Annotated in this window: 22 protein-coding genes; 7 read left to right on the forward strand and 15 right to left on the reverse strand. The window is 62.2% G+C overall.

The window, feature by feature from the left end; all coding sequences use genetic code 11:
- Window positions 1-18: 18 nt before the first annotated feature.
- The 3 genes from CO731_RS22395 to CO731_RS29535 all read left to right on the forward strand — a co-directional run bounded on the left by CO731_RS22395 (window position 19) and on the right by CO731_RS29535 (window position 1,969).
- Window positions 19-783, forward strand: a complete 765-nt coding sequence (locus tag CO731_RS22395; protein WP_108608868.1) for an SOS response-associated peptidase family protein — start codon at window positions 19-21, stop codon at window positions 781-783.
- A 352-nt stretch (window positions 784-1,135) separates the two neighbouring features.
- A complete protein-coding gene (locus CO731_RS22405) occupies window positions 1,136-1,321 on the forward strand; it encodes a DUF3606 domain-containing protein (RefSeq protein WP_108608869.1) in 186 nt (61 codons plus the stop codon).
- 519 nt (window positions 1,322-1,840) lie between these two features.
- Window positions 1,841-1,969, forward strand: a complete 129-nt coding sequence (locus CO731_RS29535) for a hypothetical protein (RefSeq protein ID WP_256371639.1) — start codon at window positions 1,841-1,843, stop codon at window positions 1,967-1,969.
- A gap of 450 nt (window positions 1,970-2,419) precedes the next feature.
- On the opposite strand, the gene CO731_RS29105 is transcribed toward CO731_RS29535, so the two are convergent.
- Entirely contained in the window at window positions 2,420-2,584 is a 165-nt protein-coding gene (locus tag CO731_RS29105; RefSeq protein WP_199914505.1) for a hypothetical protein, read from the reverse strand.
- 260 nt (window positions 2,585-2,844) lie between these two features.
- Here CO731_RS29105 and CO731_RS22420 point away from each other — a divergent pair, with 260 nt between their 5' ends.
- On the forward strand, window positions 2,845-3,162 hold the full coding sequence (locus tag CO731_RS22420) for a hypothetical protein (RefSeq protein WP_159091682.1): 318 nt from the start codon (window positions 2,845-2,847) through the stop codon (window positions 3,160-3,162).
- Between the two features lie 286 nt (window positions 3,163-3,448).
- Window positions 3,449-3,583 (forward strand): hypothetical protein, encoded by a 135-nt coding sequence (locus CO731_RS29540; protein ID WP_256371640.1) that lies wholly within the window; start codon window positions 3,449-3,451, stop codon window positions 3,581-3,583.
- Window positions 3,584-3,585: 2 nt separating this feature from the next.
- Here CO731_RS29540 and CO731_RS22425 read toward each other — a convergent pair whose 3' ends face one another.
- The 4 genes from CO731_RS22425 to CO731_RS22435 all read right to left on the reverse strand — a co-directional run bounded on the left by CO731_RS22425 (window position 3,586) and on the right by CO731_RS22435 (window position 4,810).
- Window positions 3,586-3,861, reverse strand: coding sequence for a hypothetical protein (locus tag CO731_RS22425; RefSeq protein ID WP_245439469.1), 276 nt, complete (start codon window positions 3,859-3,861; stop codon window positions 3,586-3,588).
- Window positions 3,862-3,958: 97 nt separating this feature from the next.
- Window positions 3,959-4,249: a dehydrogenase gene (locus CO731_RS28815; RefSeq protein WP_159091683.1), complete on the reverse strand. Its 291-nt coding sequence runs from the start codon at window positions 4,247-4,249 to the stop codon at window positions 3,959-3,961.
- The gene (locus tag CO731_RS22430; RefSeq protein WP_108608873.1) at window positions 4,170-4,526 is read right to left on the reverse strand and encodes a hypothetical protein; all 357 of its coding nucleotides are present in this window, start codon (window positions 4,524-4,526) and stop codon (window positions 4,170-4,172) included. The genes CO731_RS28815 and CO731_RS22430 overlap by 80 nt, the downstream gene beginning before the upstream one ends.
- A complete protein-coding gene (locus CO731_RS22435; RefSeq protein WP_108608874.1) occupies window positions 4,523-4,810 on the reverse strand; it encodes a hypothetical protein in 288 nt (95 codons plus the stop codon). The genes CO731_RS22430 and CO731_RS22435 overlap by 4 nt, the downstream gene beginning before the upstream one ends.
- A 169-nt stretch (window positions 4,811-4,979) precedes the next feature.
- On the opposite strand from CO731_RS22435, the gene CO731_RS22445 reads away from it, so the two are divergent.
- A protein-coding gene (locus CO731_RS22445; protein WP_108606636.1) for an IS3 family transposase occupies window positions 4,980-6,343 on the forward strand; the annotation gives its coding sequence in 2 pieces (ribosomal slippage) (window positions 4,980-5,327 and window positions 5,330-6,343; 1,362 coding nt in all).
- Between the two features lie 81 nt (window positions 6,344-6,424).
- On the opposite strand, the gene CO731_RS22450 is transcribed toward CO731_RS22445, so the two are convergent.
- The 10 genes from CO731_RS22450 to CO731_RS22495 all read right to left on the reverse strand — a co-directional run bounded on the left by CO731_RS22450 (window position 6,425) and on the right by CO731_RS22495 (window position 22,347).
- Entirely contained in the window at window positions 6,425-8,068 is a 1,644-nt protein-coding gene (locus tag CO731_RS22450; RefSeq protein WP_245439470.1) for an alpha-glucosidase family protein, read from the reverse strand.
- 18 nt (window positions 8,069-8,086) lie between these two features.
- Window positions 8,087-10,096, reverse strand: coding sequence for a glycogen debranching protein GlgX (gene glgX / locus CO731_RS22455; RefSeq protein WP_245439472.1), 2,010 nt, complete (start codon window positions 10,094-10,096; stop codon window positions 8,087-8,089).
- Window positions 10,096-11,724 (reverse strand): alpha-D-glucose phosphate-specific phosphoglucomutase, encoded by a 1,629-nt coding sequence (locus CO731_RS22460; RefSeq protein WP_108608876.1) that lies wholly within the window; start codon window positions 11,722-11,724, stop codon window positions 10,096-10,098. Before CO731_RS22460 ends, glgX begins: the two co-directional genes overlap by 1 nt.
- Window positions 11,725-13,170 carry a glycogen synthase GlgA gene (gene glgA, locus CO731_RS22465; RefSeq protein ID WP_108608877.1) on the reverse strand — a complete coding sequence of 482 codons (1,446 nt, stop codon included), beginning with the start codon at window positions 13,168-13,170 and terminating at the stop codon, window positions 11,725-11,727.
- A 3-nt stretch (window positions 13,171-13,173) separates the two neighbouring features.
- Window positions 13,174-14,436, reverse strand: a complete 1,263-nt coding sequence (glgC, locus tag CO731_RS22470) for a glucose-1-phosphate adenylyltransferase (protein ID WP_108608878.1) — start codon at window positions 14,434-14,436, stop codon at window positions 13,174-13,176.
- A 14-nt stretch (window positions 14,437-14,450) separates the two neighbouring features.
- Window positions 14,451-16,667 (reverse strand): 1,4-alpha-glucan branching protein GlgB, encoded by a 2,217-nt coding sequence (gene glgB, locus CO731_RS22475; RefSeq protein ID WP_108608879.1) that lies wholly within the window; start codon window positions 16,665-16,667, stop codon window positions 14,451-14,453.
- A gap of 54 nt (window positions 16,668-16,721) precedes the next feature.
- Window positions 16,722-19,190, reverse strand: coding sequence for a glycogen/starch/alpha-glucan phosphorylase (locus tag CO731_RS22480; RefSeq protein ID WP_108608880.1), 2,469 nt, complete (start codon window positions 19,188-19,190; stop codon window positions 16,722-16,724).
- 158 nt (window positions 19,191-19,348) lie between these two features.
- Window positions 19,349-20,131, reverse strand: a complete 783-nt coding sequence (locus CO731_RS22485; RefSeq protein ID WP_108608881.1) for an ATP-binding cassette domain-containing protein — start codon at window positions 20,129-20,131, stop codon at window positions 19,349-19,351.
- Window positions 20,131-21,213, reverse strand: a complete 1,083-nt coding sequence (locus tag CO731_RS22490) for an ABC transporter permease (protein ID WP_108608882.1) — start codon at window positions 21,211-21,213, stop codon at window positions 20,131-20,133. The genes CO731_RS22485 and CO731_RS22490 overlap by 1 nt, the downstream gene beginning before the upstream one ends.
- Window positions 21,214-21,315: 102 nt before the next feature.
- The gene (locus CO731_RS22495) at window positions 21,316-22,347 is read right to left on the reverse strand and encodes a sugar ABC transporter substrate-binding protein (RefSeq protein ID WP_199914506.1); all 1,032 of its coding nucleotides are present in this window, start codon (window positions 22,345-22,347) and stop codon (window positions 21,316-21,318) included.
- Window positions 22,348-22,582: 235 nt separating this feature from the next.
- On the opposite strand from CO731_RS22495, the gene CO731_RS22500 reads away from it, so the two are divergent.
- A complete protein-coding gene (locus CO731_RS22500) occupies window positions 22,583-23,809 on the forward strand; it encodes an ROK family transcriptional regulator (protein WP_108608883.1) in 1,227 nt (408 codons plus the stop codon).
- Window position 23,810: the final 1 nt, after the last annotated feature.

A 23,810-nucleotide genomic window follows, 5' to 3' on the forward strand; every position in this document is an offset into this window, starting at 1 on the left:
CAAGGCAGGTTTTGGCCGATGTGCAACCTCTACAATTTCTCCTCATCCCAGGATGAATTGCGCGCCCTTACCAAGGTGCTCGACGACATCGCCGGCAATCTCGAGCCGTCGATCGACGTCTATCCGGGCCGCAATGGACCGGTAGTGCGCAACTTCAAAGGTCGCCGCCAGCTTGCCATGCTCAACTGGGGCATGCCGACGTCGTCGAGGGTGATGTTCGATGCAACCAAGAAGCGGGTGCAAAAGCTCCAGGCCAAAGGCCAAACGGTCGATTTCAATGCAATGCTGGCTAAGGAACCCGACCGCGGTGTCACTAACATTCGCAAGACCGACAGCAAGCACTGGGCGCAATGGCTGGGGATCGAAAACCGCTGCGTGGTTCCCTTCACGAGCTTTGCCGAACCCAGCCCCACGGAAGGCGACAAGGATCCGGCTACCGGCCAGCACCGGAACTACTGGTTCGCCCTCAATGAAAGCAAGCCGTTGGCCGTTTTCGCCGGGTTCTGGACGCCATGGCGTGGCGCCCGCACCATCCGGGACGGCGTACTCGATTGGCAGGTCTATGCCTTCCTGACCGCCAGTCCGAACGCTATCGTCGCACCGATCCATGAAAAGGCCATGCCGGTCATCCTGACGACGCCGGCCGAGATTGAAACGTGGCTGACAGCGCCCTGGACAGAAGCGAGCAAGCTACAGCGTCCTCTCCCTGACGACATGCTGACGATCGTGGATCTTCCGCCGACCCAGCTTGTTTCAACTGAACCCCAGGGGCCGTTGATCTAGGAGATTTCTGGATGTCGAGTACCGGTAACATCATCCCACAGCAGAAGATGCCGAAGCTGATCGTGGTGGCGGCTTTCAACCGCGACGACGAAGGCGACTTAAAGCCAGCGTTCGATCCTCGCCAGATGCAGAGCGAAGATGCAGCCAGGCGCTTAGCCAAGACGATCGAGAGCCAGCACGCGGGCGTCATCGCATGGAGCCGGGAAGTCAACCCTGCCATTGGCGAGTACGGGTACCCGCGATCCTCTACCAGGCTGGCGAAGTGCCTATATGGAATGAGGTCAGACTCGCGGGATCGGATTCCACACTTACGCGTTTTAGAATCCTCTAATGCATTGTTGGAGGTGCTGACATGCCTGACGACCCCGCCAAAACAAAAGAGGACCGCAAACTCGTATCTTCGCAGCAGGAATATGAAGTCGACGATTTCGCCCGCAAGTATGACCTGAGCCGAGGCGAAGCCGCGACCATCATCAAGCGCTACGGCCCATCGCGAAGTAAGCTCGACGCCATTATGGCGCAACGATTTTACGGCTAACCGTGACCGAGGTCTTGATGCCGCAATAAAAAACGAGGCTTTGCCAGCGTGGTGAAACGCAACGGTTGCTGAGCCGCAAAGTCTTCACCTGATGAACGCCAAGCTGGAAAATATCGACAACTGTCGTATACTCCCATGCCTTGCTCGCGCTACTCGCGGCGGGGCGAAATGAGGGAGCTTGGCGATGTCCGATGGTTATCTCAATCACCAACTAGAATGCCCGTTCTGCGCTACCGTCAGGTTGAGAATCCCTGATGATGCAGGTCCAGACACGGCAATCACCTGTTCTGATTGCGGCCAGTTTCTAGGCCTCTGGGATGACCTTCAAACCGACTTCGGACGGCAAGGTGGCACAAACGGGATTTTCCGTATCGATAAAGGGCGCATCAGGCGCCTGGCGTGAACCATCTGCAATGTGGCTATACGTGGCTGCTAGGCGTACTGTCCCACCATCGACGGTAACTCTATGGGGCATCGCCGACTGAGAGCTTGAGTGCTTCCGCCCCGATGGAGGAAGCCATGACAGCTCCCATTTCTGCATTCGACTTTGACGTCATCCAGAGTGTGATGGAAAAATTCGCTACCGGGGGCATTACGGCGCCTGACGATCTGCGCCGTCTGGCTCGGACCATCGCCGAGGACTACTGACCCGATGGGCCTTATTCGGATGAAATGATCAATGCGCTGGTTTGGGCGGCGCTTGGGGCGGACAAACAGACCTGAAGCACGGAGTGACAAATGAGTGGAGGCCTGCCGGGAGGGTTCACGGCAGGCCCGCTGCTGGAGCGAGCGTACTGAGGGAGTGCGGGTCGCTCCGATCTAGGAATACAAAAAGGACGGAATAGTTCCTCGACGTGCGAAGGCCTGCCGTAGGCAAAGAAAGACCGGCAGGCTTTCACCTCACGTGGTTGAAACGGACGACCACGTAGCCTGCCCTCGCGACGGGCATGCTCAACCCGGCAGATGTCCCTGAAACGCAAAAAAGCCCCGCCACCTTTCGGCAGCGGGGCAGTTGGTCATACCACTCAAGGCGACAGCTTAGCATATTGCCGGCGACGAGAGAACGCTCAGGTGCAAGGCTACCGATGATGTATCTGGCTAGCGTTTTTTCGCCAGGATCCGGGCTTCCCTTAAGAGGGACGACCACTGATAACCGAGATCAGCAACAAGCATCTGAGCTTGCTCTTCAGTGACACCGGTTTCTTTCATCAAGCGCCGAACTACAAAATCTATAGTCTGAGGCTCATTAGGTTCATCGGCCATTTTCGCTTTCCCCTTGAACGCGCAAACGAACCGACAGCGCTCCTGTTCCATCAATTATCAATCACACACGCCACCTTCGGCAGCGGGGGGGGGCGCCCGGTGCGCCTTCAGTGAGAGGTAAACGTTTGGGATTGACCCTTCCCAGGAACTGGCGCCGAATAGATACGACACCGGGAGAGGGCAAAATGGGAATACTTCAGTTTCTTAAGAACGCGCTTAGTCGTTTAGCAAACCGGCCAGGGCCACGGGAGCCCGCCAACTTGGAAAAAGCAGGATCGACCCACAAAGATTTCAACGATGAAACAGCGCGATTGGACAACAAGGCTACCAAAGCCGTTGAGCGCGAAAAGCTGTCCGTCGAGCGTAAGGCGAATCTGGTTGAGACCGCTGATATCGACGCGCGGAAGAAACTGAAGAAGGTCGATGATCTGATCGACAAAGCTGCCAAACTCTCGGCTAGCGCGGAGAAACCAGACCAGAAGAAGACAGCAACCAAAACGGTCAAGTCAGCCCCGCAACCTGCCAAGCCGACGGTTAAACCCGTCAAGACAAAACCCAAGGTTCAAAAAAAGACCTGACCAAAAAGCGCCGCGGATAGGCCACGCGCGGCGCGATTTTCATCAAGCGCCGGGTGGGAACAGGGGGGGGGGGGGGGGGGGGGGGGGGGGCGGACCACCAGCCATGCCGAAGCGCCTTCAGAACTCTTGTAGCGCTTTCAATGGCTTAACTCTAAATCACCCTGGGGACACTGGGGACAGAGAAATATTTCAAAAAAAGTCTCTTGCTTCGACTCAAATTATTCGACCACAAGTAGAAATTGGAAATGAAGACTTCTCCTGAAATACTTAATGGAGAAGTGCGCCCATGCCCAAGAAAGCCCCCAGCCCTAAGAAACGCCGTAAGCGCTGGACCGCGCCACGAGCAGACATCGTCGCTTGGCTGCCCGTGGCGAAGTTCGTCATCTTCGTCGGGGTTGAAGCGCTGCGGTTTCTTTCGTAGCGCTACTGTCTCGCCCTGGGTGCCGGCTTGCCGTGGCTCTCCCACATGCGATCGATGCGTAGGTTGGTGCCCTCGACCGCGGTCTTTACCGCACCGATAGCCTCCATGACCTGATCTGTCGCCTCGCGGTGGCCTTGCTTCGACACATAGTGCTCGGCGACGTGGAGCTTGTGTGCGGCAAGATCCGTCTGTGCCTGCTCGCCCTTGCCAGACGCCTCCCGAATGAGCCCCCAGATGCGCCAGAACGCACCGAACAGCGCGCCTACGATTAGGAGCACAAAGCCTACCATTCCTTCTGTGATAATCATCCCACCAGCCCTCGCAGCCCCACGGCGAGCGACAGCGCCTGCAGCCATGCGGCCGCGTACAGATTGTTCATTTAGTTCCCCGTAGCCGCGCGTCGCGGTCATTGTAGAAATCGACGAGTGCGCCATGCCGCTTGCCGCAGTCGACCAGCGCCTTACGATCAGCGGTCCAAAGGCGCTCGATGTTGCGCTGGGTCATTTCGGCGGTAAGCCGAACAGGCCGCGAGCACGGCCCAGTCAGTGTCGTGTCTGCTCGCTCGAGTTGCGGCGGCAAGGCCGGCCTAATGGACTGAATCGATCCGCAGCCGGCCGCCATCAGACAGGCAAACGCGGTCGCGATCAGGATCAGCGTCTGCTTCATCCGATAGTTCCTTGATTTTGGATTCGAGCGCGGCGTTGTCTGCGGCAAGGTCAGCCAGGCGCTTTGCCTCGATCGCCTTTGCCATCGCGTTCGCCTGGGACATGCGTGACATTTCCGCCGTCACCTGCTGCGCAATCTCGACTTCGCGCTTGGCGTATTTCGCCTCCCAAGAGGCGGAGGCGTTTGAATGACCCCATCCATAGACCAGCACGCCGGCGAGCAGTACCGCGGCCGCAATGGCCGGATAGAGATAGCCGCCAAGAAGCTTGGTGATCATTCGCCCTCACCTTCTGGCGGCGGCCCACTATAGGTCGGGAAGTAGCCGCCCTGCCCCTGCACGGATCCGAGCGTCATGAGTAGGCGCTTAAGATCTAGATGCCCGACCCCCATGTAGGCGCCACCCAGAACGGCGATCAGCGCAATTGCGCTTGCCGCAACGTAGGCCGCCTGCGCGAAATAGATCGAGGCAAACACCGCCCCCCAGGCCAGCGCACAGTTAGCGATGACCATGCGCTTGGAGAAGCGCCGGCTGGACTTCGGCGGCACGTTCTCCGCGGTCATACCAGTTGCCCCAGCGGATCCTTGCGCACGTCGAAAGACGGGCAGGCTTTGGCTGCATATTGGTTGTGGCCCGACACTCTCTTCTGTCCCCCGTCAGCGGCTATGGCACAGATTTGAGGTTGTGATTTAAGGAGGATTTGGGCTTCGTCGTAGTGACGAAGGAACGAAGATGAAGCCCAAATCCTCCAATTCAAAATCACCGACCAAGCCCCCTGCAGAGCGGGTGGTCAAGGACATCCGGCGTCAGACCCGCCGCCACTTCTCGGCCGAAGACAAGATCCGCATCGTGCTTGAAGGTCTTCGCGGTGACGACAGTATCGCCGAGTTGTGCCGCAAAGAGGGCATCGCGCAGAGTCTGTACTACAGCTGGTCCAAGGAGTTCATGGAAGCCGGCAAACGCCGCCTGGCCGGGGACACCGCCCGTGCGGCGACCTCCGGTGACGTGCAGGACTTGCGCCGCGAAGCCCGTGCGCTGAAGGAGTGCGTGGCGGACCTGACGCTGGAAAACCGCTTGCTTAAAAAAAGCATGATCGCGGATGGGGGCGACGACGAATGAGGTATCCCGCATCCGAGAAGCTGGAGATCATCCGTATCGTCGAGCAGTCGCACCTGCCGGCCAGGCGGACGCTGGACCAGCTCGGCATTGCCCGCCGGACCTTCTACCGCTGGTATGACCGCTACCGGGAAGGTGGGCCGGAAGCGCTGGAGGATCGCCCTTCGGCGCCGAACCGGGTGTGGAACCGCATTGGCGAGGACATCCAGGACCAGATCGTCGAGATGGCGTTGGAGGCGACCGACCTCAGCCCACGCGAACTGGCCGTGCGCTTCACCGACGAGAAACACTACTTCGTGTCGGAAGCCACGGTCTACCGGTTGCTCAAGGCCCATGACCTGATCACCAGCCCAGCCTATACGGTAATCAAGGCGGCCGATCAGTTCCACACCAAGACCACGCGGCCGAACGAGATGTGGCAGACCGACTTCACCTACTTCAAGATCATCGGGTGGGGCTGGATGTACCTCTCGACGGTGCTTGACGACTTCTCGCGCTACATCATCGCCTGGAAGCTATGCACCAACATGCGGGCCGAGGACGTGACCGACACACTGGACCTCGCGCTCGCCGCCTCGGGCTGCGACAGCGCCACCGTTCTACACAAACCCAGGCTGCTATCGGACAATGGCCCCAGCTACATCGCGGGCGAGCTGGCCGAATACATCGAGGCCAACAAGATGAGCCATGTGCGCGGCGCGCCGTGCCACCCGCAGACCCAAGGCAAGATCGAGCGCTGGCACCAGACCCTGAAGAACCGCATCCTGTTGGAGAACTACTTCCTGCCCGGCGACCTCGAAGCCCAGATCGAGGCCTTCGTCGAGCACTACAACAACCAGCGTTACCACGAGAGCCTGGCCAACGTGACGCCTGCCGATGTCTACTTCGGCAGGGCACAGGCCATCATCAAACAGCGCGAAAGGATCAAACGAAAAACCATCGAATATCGGCGCTTGCAGCACCGCAAGCTCGCAGCCTAACATCAAATCCCAGACGAGGCCCGCTCTCCGCTAGTCTACGCCCCAATCTGCGCCAAATGTTCTGACGACGGACAAGCGCCTTCAAACCAAGCGTCCGATAAAGTAACCGAGCGGCGGAAGCGCGATCCTGCCTCCTGCGAGTTCGTCCGAGCCTCCGGGAAAATCGAGCGGAAGCAACCCGGTGAGCAGTGCAGGAACCGGCCAAAGGGCGGAATCCTCGGCAAAATTGAAGACGCAAAGCAGCCGCTCGCCGTCCGTCTCGCGCACGAAAGAAAGCACGTCGCCGTCGGCTTCCAGCAATGAGATCGAGCCGTGGATAAGTGCGGGAAGCGCCCTGCGAGCGGCGAGCACGGCGCGGTAGCGGGCCAGAACCGAGTCCGGCTCTCGCTGCTGCCGGTCAACGGCATGGGCGCGATGACCAGCCGGAATCGGCAGCCACGGCTTGCCGTCGGAAAAGCCGCCCTGCTCCGACTGGGCCTCCCAAACCATCGGCGTGCGGCAGCCGTCCCGGCCCTTCTGGCCGGGCCAGAATCGGATGCCGTAGGGATCGCGCAGCTCTTCGAAGGCAAGCTCCGCCTCCGTCAGGCCAAGCTCCTCGCCCTGGTAGATGCAGATCGAGCCGCGCAGGCAGGCAAGCAAGGCGACCGAAAACTTCGCGACCGCCTCCGGATCGCCGCCGGGCCGGGTCCAGCGCGTGACATGGCGGGTTACGTCATGGTTGGAGAAAGCCCAGCAAATCCAGCCGTCGGTGACCGCCGCCTCGAAATCGGCAATGCACTTCAGGACATGCGCAGCCGAGAATTTCGACCCCAGCAGGTCGAAGGTGTAGCACATGTCGAGCTTGTCGCCGCCGGAGGTGTAGGCGGCTACCGTCTGCAGCGAGCGCTCTCCGTCTCCGACTTCGCCGACCGAGCTTCGCCCGTCATATTCGTCCAGCAACGCCCGGAACCGCTTGAGAAATTCGAGGTTTTCCGGCCGCGTCTTGTCGAACAAATGGTCCTGGAATTCGTAAGGGTTGGTTTCCTCGTTCTCGCCGGCAATGCTCTTCGGCAAGGGTGGGTTGTCGCGCAGCCACGTGTCGTGGACGTAGAAATTGACCGTATCGAGCCGGAAGCCATCGACGCCCCGATCGAGCCAGAAGCGCACAGTCTCCAACAGGGCGTCCTGCACGTCGGGATTGTGGAAATTGAGGTCGGGCTGCGAGGCCAGGAAGTTGTGCTGGTAATATTGCCTGCGGGTCGAATCCCACTCCCAGCCAGGACCGCCGAAGATCGATATCCAGTTGTTGGGGGCGCCTCCGTCGGGCTTGGGCGGAGCCCAGACGTACCAGTCGGCCTTGGGGTTGTCGCGGCTGGCGCGGCTCTCCACGAACCACGGATGCTGGTCCGAAGAGTGCGACAGCACCTGGTCGATGATGATCTTCAGCCCGAGGCGATGGGCTTCGGCAATCAGCGCGTCGAAATCCGCCAGCGTGCCGAACATGGGGTCGACATCGCAGTAGTCCGAAACGTCGTAGCCCATGTCCGCCATCGGCGACTTGAAGAATGGCGAAAGCCAGACTGCGTCGACACCGAGCGAGGCAATGTGCGCCAGGCGACGCGTGATGCCTGCAAGGTCGCCGCTTCCGTCGCCCGTCGTGTCCTGAAACGAGCGAGGGTAGACCTGATAGATGACGCAGCCGCGCCACCAGTCAGCCGCGGGCATCGTTCCCTCTTTCGGCACCATTGCAATTCTCCTTGGCTGTCACTCGCCGGGATGTTCGATGGCAAAAAGCACGGTGCGCGCCGGCACCGCAGCGCGGCTCTCGACCGGCTTTGTCCCGCCTGCCGCCGGCTGCCATTCGAAGCCGGGACGAGTTGGAAGCTTGAAGGTGGCGTCGCGCCGCGCCCCGTTGATCATGACGGCGAGCCGTCCGCCAAAGGCGGTTCCGTTTCCAAGCAGCATGGTCAGTCGATGCCGGTCGGGCTCGTGCCAGGTGGCGTCGCTCATCGGCCGGCCCGCTTCCGTAAGCCATTCCACGTCAGATACGGCCGAGCCATGCCTGGGTGTGCCGGCCAGGAAATCCAGTTCGGCCAGCGCGGGTATCTCGCGCCGGAACCTGGCAAGGGCGACGACGAAATCCTCGAGCGCGACATCCCGGTCGGCCCAGTCCAGCCACGTCAGTTCGTTGTCCTGCGCGTAAGCATTGTTGTTGCCATGCTGGCTGCGGCCGAACTCGTCGCCTGCAGTCAGCATGATGGCGCCGCGCGAGGCAAACAGGACAGCCAGCATGGCGCGCACGTCCCGGCCGCGCTCGGCGGCGATCTCGGGGTCGCTGCTTTCACCCTCGACACCGTTGTTCCAGGAAAAATTCTCGTTGTGGCCGTCGTGATTATGTTCGCCATTGGCCTCGTTATGCTTGCGTTCGTAGCGCACGATGTCCGCCAGCGTCATGCCGTCATGGGCGGCAATGAAATTCACAGTCCGCGTTTGCGCTCCCCCGCCGAATATGTCGGACGAACCCGCAAGCCTGGTCGCCAGGGCGCCCACCATGCCGCGGTCGCCGCGCCAGAAGCGCCTGACGTCGTCGCGGTAGCGATCGTTCCACTCCAGGAATTCGGGCGGGAAACCACCAAGGCGATATCCGTTGTGGCCGATGTCCCATGGCTCGGCGATGAGAACACGGTCGCCAATGATCGGATCCTGGCGCATGCCCTGGAGCAGCGGCGCATCGGCCTTGAACTCACCACCGACCCGTCCCAGCACAGGCGCGAGATCGAAACGGAAACCGTCGACGCCGGCATGAACGACAAAATGCCTGAGACTGTCGAGAATGAGCTCCTCCGCCACCGGATGGTCGCAGGCGAGCGTGTTGCCGGTGCCGGTGTCGTTGGCATAGCGGCCGGGGTCATCGACCGCCGCGCGATAATAAGCGCGATTGTCGAGGCCACGCAGCGACAGCGTCGGTCCGAGTTCGTCGCTTTCGGCCGTATGGTTGAAAACGAGATCGAGGATGACGCCTATGCCGGCCTCGTGGAGCGCAGCCGTTGTCACGCGCAGGTCGTCTATCCCGCCGGGCGCCAGGCGCGGGTCGAGCGCCATGAAGGTGACGGGATTGTAGCCCCAGGAATTGCTGAGCCCCAGCGCCGGCAGGTGACGCTCGTCCATCGTTGCGGTCACCGGCATGAGTTCGACGGCCGACACGCCGAGCCGCAGGAGATGTTCAATGACAACCGGCTCGGCCAGGGCCCGGATCGTACCGCGAAGCTTCTTGGGGATGGACGGATGTGCCATCGAGAAGGCCCGCACCGGCACCTCGTAGATCAGCCCGCCTGCCCGGAACACCGGTGGCGCCGACTGCAAGCTCCGAGGCATCTCCGCCACAGCCTTCGGCATCAGATCGGCGGTGTCGCCGCCCTGCCCTCTTCCCGCCGCCAGCCGTCCGTCATAGCGATAGGCTCTGTCAATTCGAACGGCATAGGGATCGACCAGCAGCTTGTCGGGATCGAACCACAGGCCTTCGTCAGGCGCATATGGCCCGTCGGCGCGGAAGCCGTAGCGGATTCCCTCAGGCAGGCCCGGAACCGATAGCGCAAAGACGCCGTCGCCCCCACGCTGAAGTTCCAGCCTGGCGGTCTCGGCCTTGCCTGCCGCATCGAAGATCGACACCCAGATGCGCTCGGCAGCACCGGACCAGACGGCAAAACGGATGCCGTCTTCGGATACGGTCGCGCCGAACCGCGGCCGATATGCAGCCGCTGCGTCCATTGGCATCAGGTGATGACGCTCGGCTTGTCGCGGCCGGTGTGGCTGCGGATGCCTGCGATGTCCTCGGCAGCCTGGATCAGGTCGGCAAGGGCTGCCTGCGTGTCCAGGCCATGTCGTGCCGGATCGGGCTCATAGCGCTCGATGTAGACGCGCAGCGTAGCACCCGAGGTGCCCGTGCCGGACAGCCGGAAGACGACGCGCGAGCCGCCTTCGAACAGGATGCGGATGCCTTGGTTCTTACTCACCGAGCCGTCGACCGGGTCGTTGTAGGCAAAGTCGTCGGCACTGGCGATTTTCATGCCACGAACACTCGTGCCCGGCAGCGAGCCCAGCTTTGCGCGCAAGGCGTCGACCAACGCGTTGGCGCGATCAGTCTCGACCTCCTCATAGTCGTGGCGCGAGTAATAGTTGCGACCGTAGGTAACCCAATGCTTGGCAGCGATTTCCTTGGCGCTCTCGCCACGTACGGCAAGGATGTTGAGCCAGAGCAGCACAGCCCACAGCCCGTCCTTTTCGCGAACATGATCGGAGCCGGTGCCGGCGCTTTCCTCACCGCAGATCGTCGCCATGCCGGCGTCAAGCAGGTTGCCGAAGAACTTCCAGCCAGTCGGCGTCTCGTACATGCCGATGCCAAGCTTTTCAGCAACCCGGTCGGCGGCACCGCTGGTCGGCATCGAGCGGGCAATGCCCTTGAGGCCTGCCTTGTAGCCCGGCGCGAGATGGGCATTGGCCGCCAGCATCGCCAGCGAATCCGATGGCGTGACGAAGATGCCGCGGCCGATGATCAGATTGCGGTCGCCGTCGCCGTCGGAAGCCGCGCCGAAATCAGGCGCGTTCGGCCCCATCATCTCGTCATAGAGTTCCTTGGCATGGACCAGGTTCGGGTCCGGGTGGTGACCGCCGAAATCCTCGAGCGGCACGAAGTTGCGCGCCGTACCCTCGGCAGCGCCCAGCCGGCGCTCGAGGATTTCCTTCGCATAAGGGCCGGTCACGGCATGCATGGCGTCGAAACGCATGCGGAAGCCCGACTTGAACAGCGCGCGCAACGCATCGAAGTCGAACAGCGTCTCCATCAACGCCGCGTAGTCCGCCACCGGATCGACGATTTCGACCTTGATGCCACCCACTTCGAAGGTGCCCGTGTGGTCGAGATCGACCTGGCCAACATCAGCGATCTTGTAACTGGTGATGACCTTGCTGCGGGCATAGATCGCATCGGTGAGCTTCTCCGGCGCCGGACCGCCGTTTTCCGCATTGTATTTGATGCCGAAATCCTCGTGCGGGCCGCCGGGATTGTGGCTAGCCGACAAGATAAGCCCGCCGAAGGCCTTGCGCTTGCGGATCAGGTTGGAGGCGGCCGGCGTCGACAGGATGCCACCTTGGCCGACAACGACGCGGCCGAAGCCATTGGCCACCGCCATGGCAATGACCTTCTGGATCACCTCGCGATTGTAGAAGCGGCCGTCGCCGCCGACGACCAGCGTCTTGCCGGCAAAACCTTCGAGCGCATCGAACACCGACTGGATGAAGTTCTCGGCATAATTCTGCTGCTGGAAGACAGGTACCTTCTTGCGCAGGCCTGATGTGCCGGGTTTCTGGTCGCCATAGGGCGTGGTGGAGACGGTGCGAATCATTCAGGCATCCCTTTTTGAGAGAAGCATGCGGTAAAGTGCGGCATATTTCTGGGCGCTTCGATCCCAGGACACATCCGCCTTCATGCCTTGCCTCTGCAACGACGCCCAGGCAGCCGGGTCGGCGTAAAGCGCGTTGGCCCTGAGGATGGCATGGTGGAAATCGCCCGCATTCTCCGGCGCGAACTGAAAACCGGTGGCAACACCGGCCGCGACCGCGGCCTCGTTGGCGTCGATGACGGTGTCTGCAAGTCCACCGGTTCGCGCCACGATCGGAACGCAGCCATAGCGGAGGCCATAAAGCTGGGTCAGGCCGCAAGGCTCGAAGCGCGACGGGATCAGGATGCCGTCGGCACCGCCTTGCAACTGGTGCGAAAGCCCCTCGTCGTAGCCGATGACGACGCCCACCCGGCCACGATGGCGCGCGGCGGCAGCCAAAAGCGCGCCTTCAAGCCCCGCATCGCCCGAACCCAGGATCGCCAGCCGCGCGCCGGAGGCCACCACCGGGTCGATGATCGACGCCAGGATGTCGATGCCCTTCTGCCAGGTCAGGCGACTGACCACGCAGTAGATCGGCCCATCGTCGCGGTCGAGCGTCATGCGCTCTTCGATGGCGCGCTTGTTGGCCTTGCGTCCCTTCAGGCTCTTGGCCGTGTACGTCGCGGCCAGATGCTGGTCCGTCTCAGGGTTCCATATCTCGTCGTCGATGCCGTTGACGATGCCGTGGAGTTCGGCAGCGCGCAGGTTGATCAGCCCGTCGAGCCCCATGCCGAACGCCGGCGTACGGATTTCCTGGGCGTAGGTCGGGCTGACGGTGGTGACCGCCCAGGCCGCCTGCAAGCCGGCCTTGAGGAAGCCGACACCGCCGTAATATTCGATCCCGTCCAGCGCCATCGCCTGCTGCGGCAGACCAAGGCCGGCGAAGATGCTGGCCCCGAATTGCCCCTGGAAGGCCAGGTTGTGCACCGTCATCACCGACGGCACCTTTGCCGCCTCGCCGTAGCGCATGTAGGCCAGCGTCATCGCCGATTGCCAGTCATGGGCATGGACGATGTCGGGCTTGTAGTCCTTGACCACGCCGGCGGCGATGTCGGCGCCGACACGGCCAAGTGCCGCGAAGCGCCGCCAATTGTCCTGCCAGTCGGCCCCGGTGGCGTCGCCATAAGGGCCGCCCGGCCGGTCAAACAGATGCGGCGCGTCGAGCACCAGCATATCCAGCCCGCCGATCTCGGCCGCATGGAGTGCTGCCTTGCCGCCTTGCAGGGCGGTGTATTGATGAACCGCTTTTTTCTTCTTCAGCGCGCTCATCACGACGGGATAACCCGGCACCAGGCTGCGCGTGCCGACGCCGAGCCCGGCGAGCGCCTCCGGAAGCGCGCCGGTGACGTCGGCCAGCCCGCCGGTCTTGATCAGCGGAAAAATCTCGGGCGTGACCGAAAGCACCTGCACCAGTTACAGCTCCAGCCTGTTGATCATGTCCTGGGTGATCAGGCAGATACCCTTCTCCGAGACGCGGAAGCGCTTGGCGTCCAGCACCGGGTCTTCGCCGACGACCAGCCCTTCGGGGATGTGTACGCCGTGATCGATGACAACGCGCTTGAGGCTGGCGTTGCGACCGACATGGCAGGCCGGCAGCATCACCACATCCTCGAGCGTGGAGTAAGAATTGATCCGTGCGCCGGTGAAGATCAGGCTGCGCTTGAGCGAAGCACCCGAGACGATGCAATCGCCCGACACCAGCGATGATACCGCCGAGCCCCGCCGGCCATCCTCGTCATGGACGAACTTCGCAGGCGGCGTCAGCTCGGAATAGGTCCAGATCGGCCAGTCGCGGTCGTAGAGGTCGAGCTCGGGCGTGATATCGGTCAGGTCGATGTTGGCTTCCCAATAGGCATCGACCGTTCCGACATCGCGCCAATAGGCCTCGGCCTCGGTGCTCGAGCGTACGCAGGACTTGGCGAAGCGATGCGCCACCGCTTTGCCGTGCTGGACGATGTAGGGAATGATGTCCTTGCCGAAGTCGCGGCTCGATTCCGGCTCATTGGCGTCGCGGCGCAACTGCTCCATCAGGAACTTGGTCTTGAAGACATAGATGCCCATCGAGGCCAGCGCGTAGTCGGGCTTGTCGGGAATGCCGGGCGGGTCGGCGGGCTTTTCGATGAAGGAGATGATGTTGTCCTTCTTGTCGACATGCATCACGCCGAAGCCCACCGCTTCCATGCGCGGCACCTCGAGGCAGCCAACGGTGACGTCGGCGCCCGCGTCGACGTGCTGGCGCAGCATCAGTTCGTAATCCATCTTGTAGATGTGGTCGCCGGCAAGGATGACCATGTATTCGGGGCCATAGGCCTCGATGATGTCGATGTTCTGGTAGACCGCGTCGGCGGTGCCTTCGTACCACTGCGTTTCCGACACGCGCTGGCTTGCCGGCAGGATGTCGAAACTCTCGTTTCGCTCCGGCCTGAGGAAGTTCCAGCCCCGCTGCAGGTGGCGGATCAGCGAATGCGCCTTGTACTGGGTGGCGACCCCGAGACGACGGATGCCTGAGTTCAAGGCATTGGACAGCGCAAAGTCGATGATACGCGTCTTGCCGCCGAAATAGACGGCGGGCTTGGCGCGCCGGTCGGTCAGCTCCTTCAGGCGGCTGCCCCGGCCGCCGGCAAGCACATAGGCCATGGCATCGCGCGCCAGCGGCTGGTTTCTCTTCAGTTCCATGCCATCCTCCCTGCTCAGTCCGCCACAAACTCAAGCATGATCGTCGCCAGTGGCGGCAGAAGCAGCGTCGCGGCTGCCCCTCCTCCGTCCACCTGCCTGGCCGCAACCATGCCGCTGTTACCCTTGCCCGACCCGCCATATTCCAGCGCGTCGGAGTTGAAAATCTCCCGCCACTTGCCCGCCAGCGGCAGCGGCACGCGGTAGTTGTCGCGCAGAACCGGGGTGAAGCTCGAAATGACGGCGATCGGCGCGCCGCCCGGCGCCTTGCGCAACCAGGCGAAGACCGAGTTGGCGGCATCGTCGGCGATCAGCCATTCGAAACCTTCCGGCTCGCAGTCGCGCGCATGCAGCGCCGGGCGCGAGCGATAGAGGTAGTTGAGATCGCGCACCAGCTGCTTGACGCCGCGATGGGGGGCGAAGTCGAGCAGGTTCCAGTCGAGCGCCCTGGCTTCGCTCCACTCCGCACGCTGGGCGAACTCCTGGCCCATGAACAACAGCTTCTTGCCGGGGTAGCCCCACATGAAGGCGTAGTAGGCGCGCAGCGTCGCGAATTTCTGCCAGTCGTCGCCCGCCATCTTGCTGAGCAGCGTGCCTTTGCCGTGCACCACCTCGTCGTGCGACAGGGGTAGCACGAAATTCTCGCTGAAGGCGTAGAGCAATCCGAAGGTGATTTCGTTGTGATGATGCTTGCGGTGGACCGGCTCCTTGGAAAGATACTCCAGGGTGTCGTGCATGAAGCCCATGTTCCACTTGAAGCCGAAGCCGAGCCCGCCTTCATGCACGGGCTGCGACACCTTGGGCCATGAGGTCGATTCCTCGGCAATGGTCATCACGCCGGGATGGGCGCCATAGACGGCGACATTCATCTTCTGCAGGAAACGCACCGACTCCAGGTTTTCGCGGCCGCCGAATTCGTTGGGGATCCACTCGCCTTCCTTGCGCGAGTAGTCGAGGTACAGCATCGAGGCCACCGCATCCACGCGCAGGCCATCGACATGGTATTTCTCGGCCCAGAACAGGGCGTTGTTGACGAGGAACGAGACGACCTCGCGCCTGCCGAAATTATAGATCGCGGTGTTCCAGTCGGGATGGAAGCCCTGGCGCGGGTCGGCATGCTCGTAGAGTGCGGTCCCGTCGAAATGGGCAAGCCCATGCTCGTCCACTGGAAAATGCGCCGGCACCCAGTCGAGAATGACTCCAATGCCAGCGCGGTGGGCGCCGTCGACGAAGCGGGCAAAGCCATCCGGGTCACCGAAGCGGGCCGAAGGCGCGTAAAGCCCTGTCGTCTGATAACCCCAGGACGGATCGTAGGGATGCTCGGAGATCGGCAGGAACTCGATATGGGTGAAGCCCATCTCCGCCGTGTAAGGGATAAGCCGGTCGGCCATCTCGTCCCACGACAGAAAGGTGCCATCGTCGCGAAGCTGCCACGAGCCGGCATGCACCTCATATATGCTGATCGGCTCGCGCCTATGGTCAGCTGCTTTCCAATGGGCGCGGTGCTTGTCGTCGGCCCATTCATGCGCCTGCGGACTGTCGGTGACCGACGCGGTGGCGGGTCTTAATTCCGAGCGGATGGCGTAAGGATCGGCCTTGAGCGGCAACCTGACGCCGCGAGCTCCGATCAGTTCGAACTTGTAGGGGTGGCCTGGACCGATGTCGGGGATGAAGATTTCCCAGATGCCGGTGTCCTGGCGCAGGCGCATCGGATGCCTGCGACCGTCCCAGTCATTGAAATCGCCGACCACAGAGACGCGATGCGCATTAGGCGCCCAAACCGCAAAATGCACACCATCGACGCCTTCATGCGAAATCAGATGCGCGCCGAGCTTGTCGAACAGCCTGAGATGCGAACCCTCCGATATGAAGTAGTCGTCCATCGGCCCGAGCACGGGGCCGAAACTGTAGGGGTCGGTAAGCCACCACTCGCCGCCGGCATTGCTTGCGTGCAGCCTGATCGGCTGCCGCTTGCGGATAGTCAGCTTGCCTTCGAAGAAGCCGGTATCGTTGCGCCGCAAGAGTTCGCCGCACGCCTTGCCCTCGAGCGTGTGGGCGGTCACCGTCTCGGCATGCGGGACGAAACATCGCGCCAGGAAGCCTTTGCCCGACTGCTGGAGCCCGAGAACCGCGAACGGGTCGCCATGGGTGCCGTTCACGATCGCCTCGATATCGCCATCCGTGGCTCTGTCGAGCTCCGGTTTCGTTTCGGCGGCCGCGCCGGGCTTCAGCATGTTTCGGTGTCCCCTCCCAGGGTTTCTTCGGCGAGGTCAGTTCATGCAATCACATCAGGCCGGTACGTTCCAGATTTCTTTGGCATATTGGCGGATGGTGCGGTCTGAAGAGAACCAGCCGACACGCGCCACGTTGCGAATGGCGCGTGCGTACCAGCCCGGGCTGTCGCGCCACACGGCATCGACCTGCCGTTGCGCTGCGGCATAGGAGTCGAAATCGGCTGCGACCATGAACCAGTCGTGCTGATAGAGCCCGTCCATCAATTCGCGGTAGCGGGCCGGGTCGTCAGGCGAGAATACGCCGGAGGAGATGGCGGCAACCGCCTGCTTGAGCTCGGGCGAACCGTCGATCACAGAACCTGGCTCGTAGCCGCTGCTGCGGCGCTGGGCGACCTCCTCGGTGGTGAGGCCGAAAATGAAGATATTGTCGTCGCCGACATGCTCCTTGAGCTCGACATTGGCGCCGTCGAGCGTGCCGATGGTCAGCGCCCCGTTGAGCGCGAACTTCATGTTGCCGGTGCCCGAGGCTTCCATGCCCGCCGTCGAGATCTGCTCCGAAAGGTCGGCGGCCGGCATCAGGATTTCGGCGGCACTGACATTGTAGTTGGGTACAAAAACGACCTTGAGCAGCCCGCGCACCGATGGGTCGCTGTTGATCACCCTGGCGACATCGTTGGCCAGTTTGATGATCAGCTTGGCGTTGTGGTAGCTCGGCGCCGCCTTGCCACCGAAGAACTTGACCCGCGGCATCCATTCGCGTTCCGGATGCGAGCGGATCTGGTCGTACAATGCCACCGCCTCGATGATGTTGAGCAGCTGGCGCTTGTATTCGTGGATGCGCTTGATCTGGATGTCGAACAGCGCCGACGGATCGACCCTGATGCCGAGCCGTTCGCCGACAAGGTTGGACAGCCGCTCCTTGTTGACGCGTTTGACGCGGGCAAACTTCTCACGGAATGCGGCGTCCCCGGCAAAGCCGTCGAGCTCGCGGATCGCCTCGATATCGTCGAGGAAGCGGTCGCCGATCGCCTCGCGCGCCAGGCCGGTCAGGCCGGGATTGCACTGGATCAGCCAGCGGCGCGGCGTGATGCCGTTGGTCTTGTTGTTGATGCGGTCTGGATAGAGACTGTGCAGGTCGGCAAACACCGTTTCCTTCATCAATTCGGTATGCAGAGCCGACACGCCGTTGACGCTGTGGGAGCCGACAAAAGCCAGGTTGCCCATGCGGACGCGGCGCTCGCCGTTCTCCTGGATCAGCGAGATGCGGCTGATTTGTTCGCCATTGAACCGACCCGTCGCCCGGGCCTCCAGCAGCACCTCGGCATTAATGGCGTAGACGATTTGCATATGGCGCGGCAGGAGCCGCTCGAACAGCGGCACCGGCCAGCTTTCCAGCGCTTCGGGCAGCAGCGTGTGGTTGGTGTAGGCAAAGGTCCGCTTGGTGATGTCCCAGGACGTGTCGAAGTCCATGCCATGCACGTCCATCAGCAGGCGCATCAGTTCAGGGACAGCGACAGCGGGATGGGTGTCGTTGAGGTGGATCGCCGCCTTGTCAGGCAATGACGGCAGATCGCCATACTTGCTGATGTGGCGCTGCAGGATGTCCTGCAGCGAGGCGGTCGAGAAGAAGTATTCCTGCCGCAGCCGAAGCTCCTGCCCCGCCTTGTGGGAGTCGGCGGGATAGAGCACGCGCGACAGCGCATCGGCCTTGTTGCTCTCGGCGAGCGCGCCGATGTGATCGCCGGCGTTGAATTTGTCGAGCAGGATCGGGTCGAGCGGCATGCCCGACCACAGGCGCAGCGTGTTGACCCGCGCCCCGCGCCAACCAACCACGGGCGTGTCATAGGCGACTGCCAGGACGCGGTCGGTAGGCTTCCAGACGTGGCGTTCGAGCCGGCCATCCGCCGCGGTGATCGATTCGACCGATCCGCCGAAGCCAACCTCGAAGGCACGCTCGCGACGCTCGAATTCCCAGGGATTGCCATGTTCGAGCCAGGTTTCGGGAAGCTCGACCTGCCAGCCGTCATGGATTTCCTGGCGGAACATGCCGTTGGCGTAGCGAATGCCGTAACCGTGCGCGGGAATGTCGACTGTCGCCATGCTCTCCATGAAGCATGCGGCGAGACGGCCAAGGCCGCCATTGCCGAGCGCTGCATCGGGCTCCAGCTTGGCAATCACGTCGAACTCGACGCCGAGCGAGGCGAGTGCCTGGCGCATCGCATCCATCAGACCGAGATTGGAGAAGGCGTCGCGCATCAGGCGGCCGATCAGGAACTCCAGCGACAGGTAATAGACCCGCTTGGCGCTCTGGTCGTAGGCTTCCTTGGTCGAGGAAATCCACTCGTCGACGATGCGGTCGCGCACGACCTTGATCGACGCAGTCAGCCAGTCATAGTCGGTGGCAACGGTGGCGTCCTTGCCGAGCCGATATTTCAGCGCGCTCAGGATTTCGGCAGCCAATGCCTCGGGGCTGGTGTCGCCAAGCGGCGGCTGGGGGATATTCGGGGTCACTGCGCGGGTCATGTCGCCTCTCGCATCCTGTTCGGCCACCGTTCACTTGCCTCCCTTGCCGACACCTGTCCTCCCGCATTCATTTTAGCCATCCCGAATGCGATCTCAATCGATTTAAATCTCCGCGTCAATATCTCGCGACGCGGAGACCTAAGGTTGTGGCCGGCCGGTCAGGCAGCGATTGCAGCCTCCGGAGGTGCCTTGGCTCCGGTCATGAACGCCACCGCATCCGACATGGTGTACTCCTTCGGGTCGATGACCGTCAGCCTGCGGCCGAGGCGGTGGATATGGATCCGGTCGGCGACTTCGAAGACATGCGGCATATTGTGCGAAATGAGCACGATCGGCAGGCCACGCCGCTTCACGTCGAGGATCAGTTCGAGCACGCGGCGCGATTCCTTCACGCCCAAGGCGGCTGTCGGCTCGTCCATGATGACGACCTTCGAGCCAAAAGCCGCGGCTCGTGCCACCGCCACGCCCTGGCGCTGGCCGCCGGAAAGTGTTTCGACAGCCTGGCTGATGTTCTGGATGGTCATCAGGCCAAGTTCGGTCAGCTTTTCGCGGGCCCGCTTTTCCATCGCGCCCCGGTCGAGCATACGGAACCAGTTGCCCATGATGCCGGGCTTCCGGATTTCGCGGCCGAGGAACATGTTGTCGGCGATCGACAGCGCCGGCGACAGAGCGAGGTTCTGGTAGACCGTCTCGATGCCAGCGTCGCGGGCCTCCATCGGCGCCTTGAAGTTCACCACCTTGCCTTCGAGGCGGATTTCGCCTTCGTCAGGGGTGATGGCTCCCGAGATCGCCTTGATGAGCGACGATTTGCCGGCGCCGTTGTCGCCGATCACAGCCAGGATTTCGCCGGGATAGAGGTCGAAATCGGCCTGATCGAGGGCGGTGACGCGGCCATATCGCTTGACCAGGCCGCGTGCGGTGAGAAGAGGTTCGGTAGCCATCAGCCTGCAACCTTTCTGATCCACTGGTCGATTGCGACCGCGATGATGATGAGGGTGCCGATCAGCAGATAGGTCCACTGCGGGTCGGTGCCGATGAGCCGAAGGCCGAGCTGGAACACGCCGACGATCAGCGCGCCGAACAGCATGCCAAGGATCGAGCCACGCCCGCCGAACAGCGAGATGCCGCCGATCACCACCGCGGTGATGGATTCGATATTGGCGAACTGGCCTGCTGTCGGAGAAACCGAACCGATGCGGCCGATGAGCATCCACCCACCGAGAGCACAGATCAGCCCGGAGATGACGTAGACAGAGATGAGAACCCTGTTGACGCGCACGCCAGAAAGCTGGGCTGCCTCGGGATCATCGCCGATGGCATAGACGTGCCGGCCCCAGGCGGTGTGGTTCAGGATGTACCAGAGCACTGCCACCAGCAGCACCATGGCGACGACGCCATAGGTGAACACGGCGTTGCCGAGGCGGAAATTGGCGCCGAAGAACTGGAGGATCGGTGCCTGCGTCTCGATATCCTGGGCACGGATCGTCTCGTTGGCCGAGTAGAGGAAGTTCGTTGCCAGCACGATCTGCCACGTGCCGAGCGTGACGATGAACGGCGGCAACTTCATGTAGGAGACGAGCACACCATTGATCCAGCCGCAGAAAGCGCCGACGGCGAACCCGCACAGGACCGCGAGCGACGGCGGCAGTCCGTAGCGGAAGGTGAATTGCCCCATCACCACCGACGACAGCACCATGATGGCGCCGACGGACAGGTCGATGCCGGCGGTCAGGATGACCAGCGTCTGGGCGGCGCCGATGATGCCGGTGATCGCCACCTGCTGCAGGATCAGCGTCATCGAGAAGGCCGAGAAGAACTTGCCGCCTATGATCACGCCGAAAAGCGCGATTGAGGCAACCAGCACGATCAGCGGTACCGCGGCCGGATTGGAATGCAGGAAATGCTGGATCTTTTCGATCGGCGAACGTGTATGCGTGTCGAAGCTGGCCACTGACGTGTCGCTGGCCGAGAGAACCTTCTCGAATTCCTGCGGCCGCCTGGCATCTGCCGAAGCGTCGGTCATGTCGATTTCCTCCCATGAGGGATTTTTATCCCCCTTGCGGGAAGGGCGACCAAGGGGCCGCCCTTCGTCTGCAAGAGAGTGTCACGCCGTCAGGCGGTCAGATCAACCCCAGCACTTCTCCAGGCCGGTCTTGACGTCGATGGATTCCACACCGGTTGCCGGCTTGTCGGTCACCAGCGAAACGCCGGTGTCGAAGAAATCCTTGCCTTCGGTCGGCTTGGGCTTCTCGCCGCTGTCGGCGAATTTCTTGATCGCTTCCATGCCAAGGGCTGCCATCATCAGCGGATATTGCTGCGAAGTCGCACCGATGACACCATCCTGGACGTTCTTGACACCCGGGCAGCCGCCATCGACCGAGACGATCAGCACGTTCTTTTCCATGCCGACCGCCTTCAACGCCTCATAGGCACCGGCGGCGGCGGGCTCGTTGATCGTGTGCACGACGGTGATGCCGGGATCCTTCTGGAGCAGGTTCTCCATCGCCTTGCGGCCACCCTCTTCGTTGCCGTTGGTGACGTCGTGACCGACGATGCGGGCATCGTCCTCGTCGCCGATCTTGTTGGCGTCCTTCACGTCGATGCCGAAGCCCATCATGAAGCCCTGGTCGCGCAAGACGTCGACGGTCGGCTGCGACGGCGTCAAGTCGAGGAAGGCAACCTTGGCGTCCTTGGCCTTGTCGCCGAGGGTGGCCGCAGCCCACTGGCCGATCAGCTTGCCGGCGAGCAGGTTATCGGTAGCGAAGGTGGCGTCCGCAGAGTCGGCCGGCTCAAGCGGCGTGTCGAGCGCGATGACAAGAATGCCGGCGTCGCGCGCCTTCTTGATCGTGGGCACGATGCCCTTGGTGTCGGATGCAGTGATCAGGATGCCCTTGGCACCATCGGCGATGCAGGTCTCGATCGCCGCGACCTGGCTTTCGCTGTCGCCGTCGATCTTGCCGGCATAGCTCTTCAGCATCATGCCGAGTTCTGTCGCCTTGGCGGTGGCACCCTCCTTCATTTTGACGAAGAAGGGATTGGTGTCGGTCTTCGTGATCAGGCATGCGCCGACTTCGGCAGCCGATGCAGGTGCAGCAATGCTTGCGAGCGCGGCAACGGCCGCACCAAAGACAGTCGTCTTCAGAACTGAAAATTTCATCAGGAACTCCTCCCAAAACCAAACCATGCGAGCCCGATCAGCGGGCATCGCCCCGGATACTCGTGCACTCTTCCCAGTCGAGTATCCGGCCCTGACGAAACACCAATCAGGACCGGCTGTCAATAATTAAATCACTCTTATTTATTATTGACAGGATTGCAGTCGACCCGCATTCTGTCCCAAAAGAAAATTGCGGATTTTGAGAGAAAACCGCGCAAATTACGGGAGGAAGCCGGTGGAGGCCGGAAGTTCGAGGCACGGTTCGCCGGAAGCAGCTGAAAGCCAGCAACTGCGTGGCACCAACCAGAGCGGCATGCGCGATCACAACGAACGGCTGGTGCTGTCGCTGGTCAGGCAGAGCGGTGCCTTGGCCAAATCCGACATTGCGCGCATGACCGGCCTGTCGGCACAGACCGTCTCGGTGATCATGCGCGAGTTGGAAGTCGAGGGGCTTTTGCTGCGCCAGGAGCCTGTCCGCGGCAAGATCGGCCAGCCCTCGATCCCGATGGCGCTCAATCCCGAGGGCGCCTTCTTCATCGGCCTCAAGATCGGCCGGCGCAGCGCCGAGCTCGTGCTCATCGACTTTCTCGGCAACTCGCGCGCAATGCTGCAGAACTCGTATGGCTATCCGACCCCGCGCGACACGATCGACTTCGTCAAGTCGGGCATTGCCGAGATGCGCGCCAGCCTGACACGAGAGCAGGACAAGCGCATCGCCGGACTCGGCGTCGCCATGCCGTTCGAACTCTGGAACTGGGTCGATACGGCGGGCGCGCCGCGCGAGATCATGGACGAATGGCGCAACCGCGACATCCGCGCCGATCTGCAGGCTTTGTTTTCCTTCCCCGTCTATGTGCAGAACGATGCCACCTCGGCCTGTGGCGCCGAACTGGTGTTCGGCGACATCGGCACGTTGCGCGACTTCGTCTATTTCTACATCGGTGCCTTTGCCGGCGGCGGCGTCGTGCTGAACGGCAGGCTCTACAGCGGCCCGACCGGCAATGCCGGTGCGCTTGGCTCGATGCCGGTGCCCGGCCCGGGCGGCAGGCCGACGCAGCTCATCGACGTCGCCTCGATCGCGGTGCTCGAAAAGACGCTGAACGCCAAAGGTATCGAGGCGTCCTACCTCTGGACCTCGCCCGAGGAATGGAGCGATCTCGGCCCTGAACTCGACAGCTGGATAGCGACCGCGTCGGACGCGCTGGCCTACGCCATCGTCGCATCGGCATCGGTCATCGACTTCGAAAGCGCCGTCATCGACGGCTGGATGCCACCTGCCATCCGCGCCCGCATGGTGCAGGCCGTACAGTCGGCCATCGGCAAGATCGACGTCGAGGGCTTGCGTATCCCAAGTGTGCGCGAAGGCACGGTGGGCATCCACGCACGTGCCATGGGTGGTGCCAGCCTGCCGCTGTCGGAGCGCTTCCTCATCGGTTCGACGGCACCGTCGCGAGGGGTCTGAT

It is taken from the genome of Aminobacter sp. MSH1, assembly GCF_003071665.1.
In the GTDB taxonomy this organism is placed as follows: Bacteria; Pseudomonadota; Alphaproteobacteria; order Rhizobiales; family Rhizobiaceae; genus Aminobacter; species Aminobacter niigataensis.